This is a genomic window from Geotalea uraniireducens (assembly GCF_027943965.1).
GTDB lineage: Bacteria > Desulfobacterota > Desulfuromonadia > Geobacterales > Geobacteraceae > Geobacter > Geobacter uraniireducens.
Window position 1 is genome coordinate 255,745 of the sequence record NZ_AP027151.1, and the last position, 15,096, is coordinate 270,840.

Sequence of the window (15,096 nt, forward strand, 5' to 3'; positions counted from 1 at the left end):
CGGAAAGATCACCAATTTAAAGGTGCTATATTCCAGAGGAGACCATGGATATACCGAGACTGCTGATCGCTGACGATGACAAGAAAACCCGGGATTTTGTCGCAGCGTTCCTTAAGTATAAGGGGTATGACGTTGTGCAGGCCTTTGATGGCCAGGACGCGCTTGACAAGCTGGAGCATGAGGATGTGCATCTCGTCATCACCGACCTGATGATGCCCCGGGTGAACGGCCTCGAGTTTGTCAAAAAATTAAAAACCATGCGTCCTGGTACGGTCATCATTGCCTATAGTGCATATGGCAATTACGAGATGGCGTCGAATCTCCTCAAGGCGGGAGTATTTTTCTATCTCGAGAAGCCGTTCAATCTTGACGAACTGGAGACTCATGTCAAGCGCGGTCTGGAACATCAATCCTTGCAGAGTCAGGCATATCGGAATAAGCCGAGCATTAAAAATCGCTCCTTGATACCCAATATTGTCGGTGAGAGCTCCAAAATGCTCTCTCTCTTTGAGTTGATCGAGAAAGTTGCTGAATCCGATTCAACGGTCTTGATCCAGGGCGAATCGGGAACGGGCAAGGAACTGGTAGCTCGGGCCGTCCATGATCTCAGCAATCGCAAGACCAGGAACTTCGTTCCGGTGAATTGCGCCGCCATTCCGGATGAACTGCTTGAGAGTGAATTGTTCGGTCATGTCAAAGGTTCGTTCACGGGGGCTGTCGCCACCCGTATCGGCCGTTTCGAGATGGCTGATCGAGGAACCCTGTTTCTGGACGAGATCGGAGACATGAAGCCGAATTTGCAGGTCAAACTATTGCGTGTCCTGCAAAACAGAGAGCTTGAGCCGGTTGGCGCTACTCGTTCGAAGAAGATCGACGTGCGAATAATTGCGGCGACTAATCAGAATCTCGAAAAATTGGTGGCTAACAAGGCTTTTCGAGAAGATCTCTATTACCGAATCTCGGTCATCCCGATCTTTATTCCGCCCCTCCGCGAGCGACGAGAAGATAGCCCCCTGTTGATCAACGTTTTTCTTGAACGATTCAACAAAAACAAGAAGAGCAAGGTCAAGGCTTTTGATAGTGAGTCGATGGAGCTCCTTTGTAACTATGAGTGGCCGGGCAACGTGCGCGAGTTGGAGAACCTTGTCGAGAGGCTGGTGATCTTGAAGGGGTTCGGGACGATTGGGGTGAAGGATTTGCCGGAAAGATACACCGGGCGGCCGACAGCTCCGACATCCGATGCCGTTGTCCTCCCCGATACGGGAATCTGTCTGAATACGGTTGTCGAAGAGTTTGAGAACAATCTGATCCTCCAGGCATTGAAAAAAACTGGTGGGAACAAGAAAGAGGCGGCGTTGCTCCTTAATCTAAAGCGAACCACTTTGATTGAAAAATTAAAAAAGAGAAAACTTGATACAATTGCCACGCCTCTTGCATAAAGGCGTAGCATGAGAGTTGATCAGCTGATCCAAAATCCCTCCACACTTTCCGTTGATGGTGCTGCCGAGCGAATAAAGCAACCGGCAGCGGATCATTCACCAGCTTTTTCCCTGCTCCTTGCGGATAATCTTGCCGGCAATTCGAAGCAAAATGTTACGAAAAAGTCGCTGGCAGCCGCCGCCGAACTGATGCGCCTCGAAATGATGCGGAGTGCCTTTAGTTTGGCTGGTTCGGCTGCAGAAGAAGCACCCTCCCTCTCCACCCCTGCAATGAAGCTGGCCTTGCAAAGCTTCGCCGCGAACGGGCCGGACAATTCGACTCCTGATTTGTCGTTATCGGCAGGGGCTTCCGCTCCGGATGCGGGGCAGACGGTCGGGATCGATTATTCCGCACCGGACTGGCTTGAAAATATTGTGAATCGCGCTTCCGATCGCTATGGCGTGGATGCGGGTCTGATCAAGGCAGTCATCAAGGCTGAGAGTAATTTCAATCCCGATGCAGTATCACGGGTGGGAGCACAGGGATTGATGCAGCTTATGCCGGCAACTGCCCAAGGGTTAGGGGTGACCAATTCATTCGATCCTGAACAAAATGTGATGGCGGGAACCCGGTTCTTGCGCGATCTGCTCAATCGCTACGGTGGTGACGTCAATGCTGCGCTGGCCGCCTATAATTGGGGACCTGGCAATGTTGATCGTAAACCGGGCGCCCTGCCACAAGAGACGCGTATGTATCTCGCGAAAGTTAAAAAGTACTACGGTGAGTTTGTGGGCTGAGGTTGAACGCCTTGTTGGAACGGCTGTCGGCTGGTCGTGGTCTCCGCTGCTTAATGAAAAAGCCCCGAAGTGTGAACTTCGGGGCTTTTTCAGTTTTGGCGTCCCCTGGGGGATTTGAACCCCCGTCGCCGCCGTGAAAGGGCGGTGTCCTGGGCCGGGCTAGACGAAGGGGACGAAGGGAAAAGAACCCGGTCAGGTGTCTGACCGGGTTCTTTGAGTTTGGGTGGTGAGCCGCGTTGGGATCGAACCAACGACCACCTGATTAAAAGTCAGGTGCTCTACCAACTGAGCTAGCGGCTCGCAACGAGAATCAACCTTTTATCATGCTGCTGCTGGCAAGTCAAGGTGTTTTTTTACTGGAATGGATTTTTGATAATAATTGTCTGATCTCGGCGCGGACCGACCGATACAAGAACAATCGGGCAATCAATTAGTTTTTCCAGTTGCTTCACGTAAGCGCGGGCATTTTCCGGTAACTCGTCAAAGGAGCGGGCTGAGCTGATGTCGGATTTCCAGCCCGGGACTTCCTCGTAAACCGGCTGACATTGTTCGAAAATATCCAGGCTGGCCGGAAGGTCGGCAAGCGTCTTCCCGTTATAGGTATAGCCCGTGCAGATTCTGATGGTATCGAAATCGTTTAGCACGTCAAGCTTTGTCAGTGCCACACCTGTCAGCCCGTTGACCCTCACTGCATAGCGGACGACCATGGCATCGAACCAACCACAGCGGCGGGGTCTGCCTGTGGTGGCGCCGAACTCTTTGCCTGTCTGGCGAAGCTGTTCGCCGTCGGCATCGAGGAGTTCCGTCGGGAAGGGGCCGCTGCCAACTCTTGTTACATAAGCCTTGGAGATGCCGATAATTTCATGGATGTCACGCGGACTAACGCCTGACCCGGTACATGCTCCACCTGCGCACGTCGAAGAAGACGTTACATAGGGGTAGGTGCCGTGGTCAACGTCGAGCAGCGTCCCCTGTGCGCCTTCGAAAAGAAGTTTTTTGCCTGCTTTGATATCGTTGAAAAGCAGGAGAGTCGTATCGGCAATGTATTTGCCTAACGTCTCGGCATAACCACAATATTGTGCAAATATTTCATCGAACGTGAACGGTTGCTCGCCTAACAGGCTGGTCAGGATAAAGTTCTTTTCTTCCAGGTTTTCGCGGAGCTTCCGGGCAAAAGTTTCGCGATTGAGCAGATCCATGAGTCGGATACCGCGGCGCCCAATTTTGTCTTCATAGGTGGGGCCGATGCCTCGTCCGGTTGTGCCGATTTTCTTTTCGCCGCTCTTCGATTCGCGCGCGATATCGATTCTCTTGTGGTAAGGCATGATCACGTGCACGGATTCGCTGACAAGAAGGGCGCTATCGTCCTTCAGCCGGCCGCTCGCTTTCAGGTTGGTAATTTCCCGGATAAAGACTTCTGGGTCGAGAACTACGCCATTGCCAATGATGCAGCGCTTCCCTTCGTGGAGGATGCCTGACGGGATCAGGTGAAGAACAACTTTTTCATCGCCGACAACAAGAGTATGGCCGGCGTTGTTGCCGCCTTGATAGCGGACTACATCGTCTGCGTACTCGGTGTAGATGTCAACAACCTTGCCCTTGCCTTCATCGCCCCACTGGGCACCAACCACCACTACGTTTGCCATCGATTTTCTCCTTATCAGGGAAGAACGTCGGAGGAGAATGAACTCCCCATGAGATCGGACTTCTTGATTCTAGTTCCCTGTCTGTTGGCCAGGCGGTAAATGTAAACTTCGTCATCGGCGCAGAGGTCGCCGCCAATGACTAGTACGCGAAGAATGTTCATCCGCCGTGCATAATCGAGAGATGCTTCGAGATCCCGGTGAATAATGTCGCGTGCCGTTGAGTAACCCAAGGTGCGGAGATGCTGAGCTATTGCGAGCGCTTCGCGCAAATCGGGCATCATATTGAAAATGAGGAAGTCGCGCGTTTTGCTCGCCTCAACATCAGGCTGTTTTTCCAGGGCACTCAACAGTGACAAGATGTTGAAGGCAAAACCGGTAGCTGGCGCAGGGAAGCCGTAACGAGCAGTGAGGTTGTCGTAGCGGCCCCCACTGCAGGCGGCCTCTCCCAGTCCCGCAACAAAGCCTTCGAAGGTAAGACCGCTATGATAATAAAGACCTCTGATCTCACCCAGGTCGATAGTGAGATATTTGCTGATGCCGTGGATGTCGAGGATGTCGAGTACTCTGGCAATGTTGTCGAGAGCCTGCCGGGAAGCATCGTTGGTGGCCACGCGCTGCGCTGTTGCCAATACCTCCCGGCCACCGAAAAGTCTTGGCAGGGCGCTGAGTTCTTCTTTGACGGAATCTGGCAGTTGCTCCGTGTCGAGCAACGCTCGCACCGCGGAAGCATCTTTCTTGCTGATAGCTTCAAGTAACTGGTGCAGCGATGAGGTGGAACCTAGCCCTGAAGCGCTCATGATGCCCCGAAAGAAACCGACATGACCCAAGTCGATTTTAAAGTCCTCGAAACCGAGACTCCGTAAGACTTCGACAGCCATTGCCACCATTTCGGCGTCGGCTTCAGGTGAATCAAGGCCGATAAGTTCGACACCAGCTTGAAAAATTTCGCGGCTGCGTCCGGATTGGAGCTCAGCGTGTCGCAGGACCCGCCCGTTATAATAAAGGCGATGGGGTAACGGATATCCTTTCATCCGTGTAGCAACGATTCGTGCTACCTGTGGGGTGATATCCGAAGGGATGGCGAGCAACTTGCCGGTGTGCCGATCATCAAAGCGAAAGGTTTTTTCCTTGAGTTCTTCGCCGAGCCCGGCTGCCATGACATGTTGAAATTCCAGCAGGGGGGTGATGATCCGGCGAAATCCCCACAATTCGAAGACTTTGCGAATCTTGCTTTCAATATAACCGATTTTGTCCGCCTTTTCGGGGAGGAAATCGGTAACGCCCTTCGGTAAGGATGCTTCTGTTGTCGGAGGCTTAGTCAATTTCTGTTCTCGGGAGCAATGGATGGTGCAACTGTCGAAGAGATGGGCAAACCCGTGAAATCCTAACAGTATGCCTGCGCTATGTCAATGATTTATATCCCCGCCTTGACCGCTGAAACGGCACAGGGCGCCTAGGCGCCCTGTGCCGTTTTTTATCACTATCGGCCTGGGGTCACTGGACCTTTTTGACGGCAATCACGCTTGCTCCGCTGCTGAACAAGCCCTCATTCTTGACAACCTCAAGAAGAACCAATTCTTTGCTGGCCGTGTCGTAGTAATAGTCGGCCAGATAGTTCTGGCTCTGACGGGTATGCCATTTCTCATCAAGGGCAGACCCGTTCCAGGCAAACGCAAAAAGAGAGCTCTTCCTATATGCTCGACTGTTGCCAATAACGAAAGTTCCGGTGTTCTGCGGTACGATAATTGTGCCGTCCGGGGTGACCGTGATGCGCTGTTCCAGGAAAATCCAGCGGTATTGGTCACCGGTAGTGCGGATATTGGCCATGTCTTCCCGTTTGAAATACATTTCGCTGCCGCCAAATTTGTCGCTACTGCGCCATAACTCTTCCCCGGAATTCGAGTAGACGATCAGGTATTCGTCACTGTTCAGCACCAGATAATAAGTGTTTCCAGCGGCATCACGGAACCGGTTGAAATTGTAAAGATAGCCAAACCGGGGCAATTTGATGGGATTTTTCAGCTCGTATTTGGTGCCGTTTTTGACCAGTTCGTAGACGTCGCCGTAGAAATCTTTGTCGGTGCTCATCTGCTGGGCGTAGATCTTGGTTTTTAAACCATCAAGAGCGATTGCCCTGAAGTAATAGGGTAAATTGGCTGCAACCTGCTTAAGTGCGCTATCGGTCGCGATCCAGACTTGTGAAGAAAGCGATTCGCCATCCATGATCGTCAGATAAATTTCAGGCGTCCCATCGCCATCAAGATCGGCGGCGTCGATCGAAAGGACTTTTTGCTGGGGGGGGAACGTAACTTCAGCGATCAGCTTGACGGCATTCCCTTGATGATAAAGCCGGAGATTGTGCTCGTCGGAAATGTACAGTTCGCGTGAACCATCGGGTAATTGCCGGCCAGGCGCCATCCCGCTGAGTGAACCGGTCAACCGCTGGCTGACCCAGCCGCCGCTGGTAGTACGAGTAACTTCTTCCGGTTTGATGATGTCGGTTGCGGGTACCGTGTCACGATGAACGATGTCGGTTGCCGGCGGAGCGGTGGAGGGGGCAGCAGGTACCGTAGCAACAGTAGTATGTTCGGGGCTCCCCTGTAGGCCTTTGCCGGCGATTTCGGCTGCCAGGTCATGCCCCAGTTTCGTGAGCGCGGGGATCATTTCATCTTGGCTTTCGCCCTGTTGGAACGAACGGGCGATTACTTTTCCTGACCGGTCTCTGGCGACCACATCCAGACTAAAGACTTTACCGAAGACGATGTAACTTCCCTTGACAACAATGTCGGCGCTGACTGGTGAGTCAACGGAGACCAGCGTGTCGCCATTTAAGCGTGAGGCGAGAAGGGTTTGGAGTGTGGTCTTTAATTCATCTTTGTTGGCCGCTCCAGTGACTGCGAACTCGGAAACGAAGGCTCTGAGTGGCGTGGCCTGGGCTCCATGCGCCACAAGAACCAGCAGGGCGACCGCGATAAAGTGACCGAAAATCCGTTTCATTATTTCTCCCGATTGGTTAAGTCCGTAAAGTGGCTGATTTGTTGCTGTGGTGCAGCCGGCGGCACTGCAAGTTGCCGCCGGCCGCATGGCGTCAGGAAAAGGGAGCTCGTTGGCCCCTCGCCACAGGCGGCAGAATTATCGCAAACTGCGTTTCGCATGTCAAAAGATTAGTGAGTCAAGGAGGGGCAGGAAAAAGAAAGGGGAGAGTTGCCTCTCCCCTTCTGATGGTGCAGTAGTCAATCGGCTAATTGCCACCGCCGGTGCCGATCATGATCTGATCGAGCAACTTGTTGGCTTCGTCAAGTTTCTCCTGCAGCTTCTTCAGATCGCTGGCGGAGTAAACTTTCTTGCCTTTTTTGATTTCGGTATGAAGTTTCTTGATTTTCTGCTGGAGGCTGTCGACATCGTTGGCGCAGTTCTTGGACGCCAGCAGGCACTGGTTCTTCTCTTCCTTGGTCATTTCGGCAGCAAACAGCGGCATGGTAGCCGACATCATGAAGGCCGCCATCACCATCACAGCCACTTTTTTCATGGGATAACCTCCGCTTCGGGTAATGTAATGCAGCGAGATTCAAGTAAACCAGCAATCCTCGGAAAGTCAACCACGCTGCCGGGAGAGGTCCCCCGGCAGCAAATGTAAACCTAGAATGCGTAGTTCAGCATGATTCTGGTTTCGTAGGGGTCGCGGGGATCCTGGCCATTAGCCGCAGTGCGCTTGAAATAATCGCCGAGGAAAACGTAGGCGCCCTGAAGGCTGGCGGTCAGGTTGTCGTACACTTTGTAGCCGACTTCGGCGTTGAGCTCGGTGCCGAGGTACTGGCTGTCGTGCTTGGCGTCGCCGGACGTCGTTGCGCCATAATTGTCGTTGTTTTTGTCGGCGGCAACAAAGCCGACATTGGCATTAGCGAACAGTTTGCTGGTAATCGGTGCATTGTAGCCGACAAAACCGCCGATGACGTTCTTGACATTGTAGACAATGGCGCGGTCACCGGTAACGTTCCACTTGTTGCGGAACATGATCATCATGTCGGACTCATAGAAGCTGTGCTTACCGTTGGCCTTGGATGTTTCGTTGGTCACGCCTACGTATGAGGAGTCTTCGTTGTCACTGTTCTGCTCGCCGGAGGCATAAAGGAAGGATGCCTTGAGGGTGCCGGGGCCCAGCTTTGCCTTGGCTGTGAGGTTAGCAGCCCAGCCCCCGAAGTCATACTTGTCGGCGCCGTCGGTGCGGCCGATCTGGTAGAGCAGGAAGCCATCCACGGTAACCGGGTTGAATTTGTACTCGCCGTTCACCCCGAGGGTGTGCATGGTGAAGTTGAGGTTGGTGGAATTCTGGTCGGCAGTCAAGACATAGTAGGATGCACCCACTTTCAGGTCTTTGGTGATGTTGTACTTGCCGTCCAAAAGATAGAGGTCGCGGGTGGCCTTGCCGGGAGTGGTCGCTGAGCGGCTGGCCGCCGAGCCGATGGTGAATGTGTCGGCATCGTCAAGGCGTGAGAACCCTGCCAAAATCGAACCATCGCCAAGCCTGGCGGTGGCGATGACCGCCGCGGCGTCGGCATTGATGAAGATCCCTTTGTAAGAGTCGGTGATTGGCTGTATGCCGACCTTGAAATTCAAGGGAGTGGAGGGGATGTTGAAGTCAAGATAGACGTTCTTGGTTTCAAGGTTGGTGGTGTCGGCACCGACTGCACCACCCATGTTGCGGGATGTCGTGTAGGAGTTGTCACCCCAGCGGGAGTCGATCTCGAAGTGGGTCACCAGCTTCAGGTCGTCGTTGGCCTTGGCAATGTACATGAGCCGGGCACGTTGCTCGACGAAGCTCTTTGTTTTGGGGTCTTTCCCGTTGCCGTCGCTGATTTGGTCGGGAAGCAGTGCTCCGGAACCACCATCATTGTAGTTCGAGATCGTTCCGAAAACCCGGAACAAGCCGTGAAACTCATTTTCCAGCGCCAGGGCCGGAACCGCGGTGGCCACCGTCAGGGCGCCGGCGGCGGCTACAGCCAAAACTCTTTTTCTCATGTGTTGCCTCCTTCATTGATGATAAAACTGCATGAAAAAATAAAATGTTACATACATGGTACGCTTTTCGGTATCACCACCTTTCTTGAAAAGATTTGCCAGCTGTGACTGGTGAAAATCCCCCCTCCAAAACAAAACCCTTTTCAGTCTCTCACGTGAGAGAAAAGAAAAGGGTCTCTGGAATCGGCAGTCGCGCACGACTGCTGATGGTTGTCTTGCCTGTCGGACTGGCGACATTATGCGGTGTGGTGGAAGACATCGATGTCTGTACCTTTACCAATTGTTAGATTTTACTCACCTGTGGCCGGGTGTCAATAAATAAAATGAATCCACTGTTTCAACCTCTGTATGAATTACTGCGTTTTAATATTGGTGAAGTCGGAAGCTGTAAGTAAAGAAAATATCAAAATAGCGTTCTAAAATGATGGAGACACTATAGTGTTTTGTTGATAAATGTCAAGAGAAAATTCAGCTGTTAGGGGCGTATCATCCGACTCGTAAACCGTAAAGAGCTGTTCTAGAAAATGAGCTCCCGTACCGTTAATGGGCAAGCTGACAAAGCTCGGTAAGCACGCCGCCACTTGCCTTGGGGTGAATGAAGGCGATTAAAGTGCCGTGCGCACCGGTTCTCGGCGTACGGTCGATCATCCGCACCCCCTCGCTTTCGAGCTTGCGAAGAGCTTCGACAAGATCGTCGACTTCATAGGCGACATGATGAATTCCGGCGCCGTTTTTAGCGATGAATTTGGCAATCGGGCTTTCCGGGCCGGTCGGTTCGAGCAGTTCGATCTTGGATTCACCGATCTGGAAAAAGGCGACACGAACTTGTTGCTCGGCGACTTCATCGGTCCCCTGGAATGTCATGCCCAAGTGGTCGCGATAAAAGGGGATTGCTTCGCTGAGTGAGGGTACGGCGATGCCGAGATGGTTGATTTTAGTTAACATGTCAGTTCCTTGAAAAAAGGGCGACATGATGTCGCCCCGACAAGTTGTTTATAAAACGACGGTCTCTCGATGCACCCCGAAAACGTTACGGAGGACATCGGCAATTTCTCCTAAAGAGGCATACGCCTTAACCGCATTCAGGATCGGCGGCATGAGGTTGTCAGTTCCTTTCGCGGCAGTTTCAAGTGCTTGTAGTGCTGACCGGACCTCACTGTCATTCCGCCGCTGTTTCAGTTCAGCCAAGGCCGTTTTCTGGGCCAATTCTACCTCTTCCTTGATTTTCAGCAACTCTGGCTGCGGTTCATTTTCGATAGTGAACTTGTTGACGCCGACAATAACCAGTTCATTTGTTTCGATCGCCCGTTGGTAAGCATAGGCTGAATCCTGGATCTCTTTTTGCTGGAAGCCGCGGGAAATTGCTTCGACTGCCCCGCCAAGCTTATCGATTTTCTCGATGTAAGTGAAGGCGGCCTGCTCGATCTGATCGGTAAGGGCCTCAACCATGAAACTGCCGGCAAGCGGGTCAACGGAATCGGCAACGCCGGATTCGTATGCCAGAACCTGCTGGGTACGAAGGGCGATCCGTACCGAATCTTCGGTCGGCAGGGCAAGCGCCTCGTCCCGGGAGTTGGTATGCAGCGATTGGGTCCCGCCGAGTACGGCTGCCAAAGCCTGAATGGTGACACGCATAATATTGTTGTCCGGCTGTTGGGCGGTGAGGGTGCAGCCGGCAGTCTGGGTATGGAAGCGGAGCATCATCGACCGCGGATCTTTGGCGCCAAACCGTTCTTTCATGATTTTGGCCCACATGCGGCGGGCGGCACGGAATTTCGCCACTTCCTCAAGAAGGTTGTTGTGGGCGTTGAAGAAGAAAGCAAGTCGGGGCGCGAAATCGTCAACCGCGAGTCCTGCTTTTATCGCTGCTTCGACATAGGCGATACCGTCGGCAAGCGTAAAGGCGACTTCCTGGGCGGCACTGGAGCCGGCTTCGCGGATGTGGTAGCCGGAAATACTGATGGTATTCCACTTCGGGACGTTATCCTTGCAGTAGGCGAAGATGTCGGTGATGATCCGCATGGACTCCTTGGGGGGATAGATGTATGTTCCCCGGGCCATGTATTCCTTGAGAATATCGTTCTGAATAGTGCCGGAAATCTTGTCCGGGGATACGCCTTGTTTTTCAGCCACTGCAATGTACATGGCGAGGAGAATCGCTGCGGTCGAATTGATGGTCATCGAGGTGGAGACACGCTCCAACGGAATCCCGTCAAAAAGAATCTCCATGTCTGCCAGCGAGTCGATGGCTACGCCGACCTTGCCGACTTCCCCCTGACTCATGCTGTGATCCGAATCGTAGCCCATCTGCGTTGGCAGGTCGAAGGCGACGGAAAGGCCGGTCTGACCCGCCTGGAGGAGGTATTTGTAGCGCTCGTTGGACTCCCGTGCCGTACCGAAGCCGGCGTACTGGCGCATGGTCCAGAACCGGCCACGATACATGGTCGGCTGAACTCCCCGTGTGAAAGGAAACTGCCCGGGAAAGCCGATTGTTTCATCGTATCCCGGATAGTCGAAGCCCGGCGTGAAGCACCGCTCGATTTCGATCGCGGAAGTGGTGGAAAATTCGGCTTTGCGTTCAGGCGTTTTGGTAATGTTTTTCTGAACGACCGTCTCCTGCCAAGCCTTCTTGCTGTCGTCAATGCTCATAGTACTCTCCTGGTTCTGAATAAAATACGCCCCCGCTGGGGAAAATAATGGTCCTGCGGCCTACGACCGTCAATCAACTGCTGCCCGGCTTGAAAAAAGGACGAACGTGGTAGTCCCTTCCCGGCGGCTGCCCCCTCATACCCGGCCCCAGCACTCACTTTCAATTGAGCCGGTTTGAGGTATAGTCATAATACAGTCCCACCTTGCGTCTCGCACATGACAGCCCGATTGGCCTTTAAGGTTTCGACATGCGAAACCATCTGGCCGGTGCCGGATGGTTCGAAAGGAGGACAGTTATGAAATGCCCCGTCTGCAAGAGCCATGAGCACCTCGATATTGATCTTCATTCCAACGGTTTCAACGAAAACATCATGGAATGCCCAAGCTGCGGGACAATCTGGTCGGTGAATCATGGTGTCCTGGAAGTCGTCAAGGATTCGCAGGAAAAATCGTTTCTCGAAGCGCAGTCCGAGTGCGTCGAACACGACGACTATAATTTGGACGGTGCCTGACCGGGCTGAAAAAACTACCCCCGTCTTTGCAGGCGGGGGTGGTCTGGATCAGCGGGCTTCAGGTATTCCTCCGGATGTTGTTGTGACGTATGGTCATCTCACATCAGGACCTTACAGGACTGCCTTCAGGTATTCGCCGGTCCGTTCCCGTTTGGCTCGTTCGATTTCCTTCGGATCCACTTCGACAAATTTCTCGTCGGGCGTAACCTTGAAGAGCGGCTGTCCTTTCTGGACGATCGTGCCGTCGCCACCCTGAATCAGAATCTTGTCAATGGTGCCTGAGAACGGTGCGGTGATCTTGTTGAACATCTTCATGACTTCGATGATGTAGAGCGGTTGTCCCTTCTCGAAATGCATCCCTTCGGCAACGAAGGCGGGCATCCCGGGAGCTTCCTGGGCATAGTACATGCCACCGCAGACGGCAACGATCTCGTCGGCTTTGGTCGCCGGCGGCGGGACAAGGATTTTTTTCATTCTTGCCTGCAGGTCGGGATCGGTCAGGTGCTCAGGGATAGTGATTTCAAGGTCGTCCTCGACCCGCAGATCCCAGAATTTGGCGTTGATGCCGACAAGGAAGAGCATGCCGAGCAGTTCCAGCCCCGCTTCGTAGCCGAAGTGGGAAGAACGGATCTGCTCCCATTCCGCCGCGCTGAATCCGGCGGGCGGCTCTTCGTTGTGGAGGATTTCGTTCAGTTTGAAGTATTCGTCGCGCTGCAGGCCGAATTTCTCACGCAATGCCCGGGAAAAACGGAGGGAGCGCTGTAGCAGCTCATTATCGTGATCCCAGATGATTTCCGCTGCCGGTTTGTGGGGCCGATGCGACATGTGGAGGTACTCGTATGTATCGTTAAGCACCCCAAGTGGATTTCGCAGCCAAACGACTTTGCCGTTGTCGATGCGGAAATTCTTGTGGTGCACGCTGAGCCAGCCGGATAGCAGGTGCGGATCCTCGAGAAGCCGCTCCATCGGGCGAATGATCAGGGTCCCCTTGCGATCAAGAACCTCCGACATTGCCTTGAGAGCGCTGCCGAGCTGCTCGGGCTGATCGGCATACTGTTCGGTAATCAGCTTGGCGTAGTGCTTTTTCATCTGGACGAAGGCAAACACCGGATCAAGCTTGTTGGCCTCTTCTTTCAGCATGCCAACCAGGGTAAGGTAGGGGACAACAAAGCGGGTGGTCGGTTTGGCGTTGACGTTATTGCCGATGAACCAATTGACCAGCCCGTAGTGGAATTCCAGATTGGTGGCCAGGTCGGTGCCGCGCAGGGTAGTGCTGCGGATGATCTGGGAAAGGTATTCGAAGCTGTTTTGCCGCTCTTCGCCGTGGGTGATCAAGAGGGCGATATTGGAGTCATAGGCGCCGGCGACTTTGTACTTCATGAACAAGCCGGTATCAGGGTTAACGAGGCTGATTCCCTGATCGTCGCGAATCTCGTCCTGGATCGGTTTCGACCAGTAGCGGATCATCCCGCCGGCATGGGGCGAGAGAGAGGCGTCGGTGGCGTTGAGCCGGGCTTCGACGGCGGCGTTGAACCGGACGATCCGCTCCGGCTTCGGCAACCGTTCCTTGTGCTGTGCCAGCAGTGCCATGGCCTCGACGAGCGAGTCGACAACAAAGAAATCCTTCTTGTCCTTCGGGTTGGTGAATTTCAGGCTATAGCAAAGCTCGGTAACGCGGTGCTCAACCTGGATTCGAGTGTTGACCTCCATGAAGTAGTGACGATCTCGGTCGACGATACACTCGAAGGTGGAGGCCGAATCGAGCCCGACCGCTTCACCGAAACGGGCCGCCTCTTCTTCCATCCGCTGCAGGACCTTCAGGTCGCTTTCCAGTGCCTTGACTTCGGCCTTTCGGCCGGCTGTCTTGGCATTGGCAATGGCGGCCAGCAGCCCCTCCTGGGTGGAGGAAACTTCCAGCAGTTTCTGCTCGTGCATCTGGAGCGAACAGTCACGGCCGCCGAGCGAAATACACCACTGGCCGTTGCCGAGCAGCTGGATCTCGTTGTGCCGGGTCTGCTCGATGTTCAACTCGATCAGAACGTTCTTGTTGTCGCCGACCCCGTTTGCCTTGACTTCGTTGAGGATTTCCCGTACCAGGCCCGGTGCGTCGGCGGCAGCCTGCTGGATCAGCTTGTCGTCGGCGTTCTTGACGGTGAGCAGTGCCGCGCCGAGAATCCGCTGGCCTTTGCCGCCGCCGCCGCCGATCGCTTTCAGCCGAACGCGGCTCTGCGGATATTTCTTGAACATCTCGGCCACTTCCGCCTGGACCTGGGCGCAAAGCTCCTCGATGGAAAAGAGATCGATCCCCTTTTCGTACGAGGCATAGAGAATCTGGTCGGCCAAGTCTTCGAGGGGCAGTTTCTGATCAGCGAGGACGGCTTTATCGCAGGCAAGTCCCTCGGCCTGGACAAGTGCCAGCAACTTGTCACGGGAAGGGTACTTCTTCAGCAGCGTCCGGGCGGTGACGTTGTCGATCCCCGGCGTAACGCTGACGTTGACGCTCAGGGCGGTTCGCTTGGCTTCGTCTTTCTTCCCGGCATTGGCTTGGGTGGCGGCACAGGGGCCGATGAATTTCAGGCCCGCTTTTTCGATGGCGGCGACAAATTCCTCATCCTCCGCCATGAAACCGTAGCCGGCAAAGATGGAGTCATAGCCGTTATCAATGGCAATCTGGATGATCTGATGAATGCGCTCGACCCGCTCTTCTTTCGAGGCCCCGGTGTAATCGGGAACTCGATGCACCCGGTTGGGATCGGTCAGTTGCCGCAGTTCGGGCGCCAGGGCGTTTGTGTAGACGATCGAATCCTTTTCGGACAACAGGATGCCATAATGGCTGATGCCCATCTCTTCGTAGACATCCATCGCTTCTTTCCGGATCGGCCCGCGGCAGACAATCAGCGGCTTGAGATCCTCGCAGGAAAAGGAACGGACCCATTCCGAAGGCGATTGGCTCAAGCAGCGGTCCTTGTGGATCAGCGGATTATTCGTGTAGTAATCAGCAGTCTGTGTCATCAGTCTCTATCTCCAATCTCGTCCCTATGATCGATCATTCGT

The 15,096-nt window shown here is 53.9% G+C and carries 11 protein-coding genes and 2 tRNA genes; 3 read left to right on the forward strand and 10 right to left on the reverse strand.

The annotated features are described in order from the left end of the window. The first annotated feature begins 44 nt into the window (after window positions 1–44). Together QMN23_RS01185 and QMN23_RS01190 are read left to right on the forward strand one after the other, a co-directional pair. The gene (locus QMN23_RS01185) at window positions 45–1,439 is read left to right on the forward strand and encodes a sigma-54-dependent transcriptional regulator (protein ID WP_282001284.1); all 1,395 of its coding nucleotides are present in this window, start codon (window positions 45–47) and stop codon (window positions 1,437–1,439) included. A 9-nt stretch (window positions 1,440–1,448) separates the two neighbouring features. Beyond that, window positions 1,449–2,216 (forward strand): lytic transglycosylase domain-containing protein, encoded by a 768-nt coding sequence (locus QMN23_RS01190; RefSeq protein WP_282001285.1) that lies wholly within the window; start codon window positions 1,449–1,451, stop codon window positions 2,214–2,216. Window positions 2,217–2,312: 96 nt separating this feature from the next. On the opposite strand, the gene QMN23_RS01195 is transcribed toward QMN23_RS01190, so the two are convergent. The 9 genes from QMN23_RS01195 to QMN23_RS01235 all read right to left on the reverse strand — a co-directional run bounded on the left by QMN23_RS01195 (window position 2,313) and on the right by QMN23_RS01235 (window position 11,530). Continuing rightward, window positions 2,313–2,390, reverse strand: a tRNA-Glu gene (locus QMN23_RS01195). A gap of 50 nt (window positions 2,391–2,440) precedes the next feature. Further along, a tRNA-Lys gene (locus QMN23_RS01200) sits at window positions 2,441–2,516 on the reverse strand. 53 nt (window positions 2,517–2,569) lie between these two features. Then, window positions 2,570–3,862: an adenylosuccinate synthase gene (locus tag QMN23_RS01205; RefSeq protein ID WP_282001286.1), complete on the reverse strand. Its 1,293-nt coding sequence runs from the start codon at window positions 3,860–3,862 to the stop codon at window positions 2,570–2,572. A 14-nt stretch (window positions 3,863–3,876) separates the two neighbouring features. Beyond that, complete coding sequence (locus tag QMN23_RS01210) at window positions 3,877–5,184, reverse strand: ATP phosphoribosyltransferase regulatory subunit (protein ID WP_282001287.1); 1,308 nt, start codon at window positions 5,182–5,184, stop codon at window positions 3,877–3,879. 172 nt (window positions 5,185–5,356) lie between these two features. Continuing rightward, window positions 5,357–6,859, reverse strand: coding sequence for an FG-GAP repeat domain-containing protein (locus tag QMN23_RS01215; RefSeq protein ID WP_282001288.1), 1,503 nt, complete (start codon window positions 6,857–6,859; stop codon window positions 5,357–5,359). Window positions 6,860–7,103: 244 nt separating this feature from the next. Then, complete coding sequence (locus QMN23_RS01220) at window positions 7,104–7,391, reverse strand: hypothetical protein (RefSeq protein ID WP_282001289.1); 288 nt, start codon at window positions 7,389–7,391, stop codon at window positions 7,104–7,106. 110 nt (window positions 7,392–7,501) lie between these two features. After that, window positions 7,502–8,881 carry a histidine kinase gene (locus QMN23_RS01225; RefSeq protein WP_282001290.1) on the reverse strand — a complete coding sequence of 460 codons (1,380 nt, stop codon included), beginning with the start codon at window positions 8,879–8,881 and terminating at the stop codon, window positions 7,502–7,504. A 540-nt stretch (window positions 8,882–9,421) separates the two neighbouring features. Next, window positions 9,422–9,826, reverse strand: coding sequence for a methylmalonyl-CoA epimerase (gene mce / locus QMN23_RS01230; RefSeq protein WP_282001291.1), 405 nt, complete (start codon window positions 9,824–9,826; stop codon window positions 9,422–9,424). Between the two features lie 48 nt (window positions 9,827–9,874). Further along, a complete protein-coding gene (locus tag QMN23_RS01235; protein ID WP_282001293.1) occupies window positions 9,875–11,530 on the reverse strand; it encodes an acyl-CoA mutase large subunit family protein in 1,656 nt (551 codons plus the stop codon). 296 nt (window positions 11,531–11,826) lie between these two features. On the opposite strand from QMN23_RS01235, the gene QMN23_RS01240 reads away from it, so the two are divergent. Continuing rightward, window positions 11,827–12,042, forward strand: coding sequence for a hypothetical protein (locus QMN23_RS01240; protein WP_282001294.1), 216 nt, complete (start codon window positions 11,827–11,829; stop codon window positions 12,040–12,042). A gap of 111 nt (window positions 12,043–12,153) precedes the next feature. Here QMN23_RS01240 and QMN23_RS01245 read toward each other — a convergent pair whose 3' ends face one another. Next, a complete protein-coding gene (locus QMN23_RS01245) occupies window positions 12,154–15,054 on the reverse strand; it encodes a biotin/lipoyl-containing protein (RefSeq protein ID WP_282001295.1) in 2,901 nt (966 codons plus the stop codon). Window positions 15,055–15,096 lie beyond the last annotated feature (42 nt).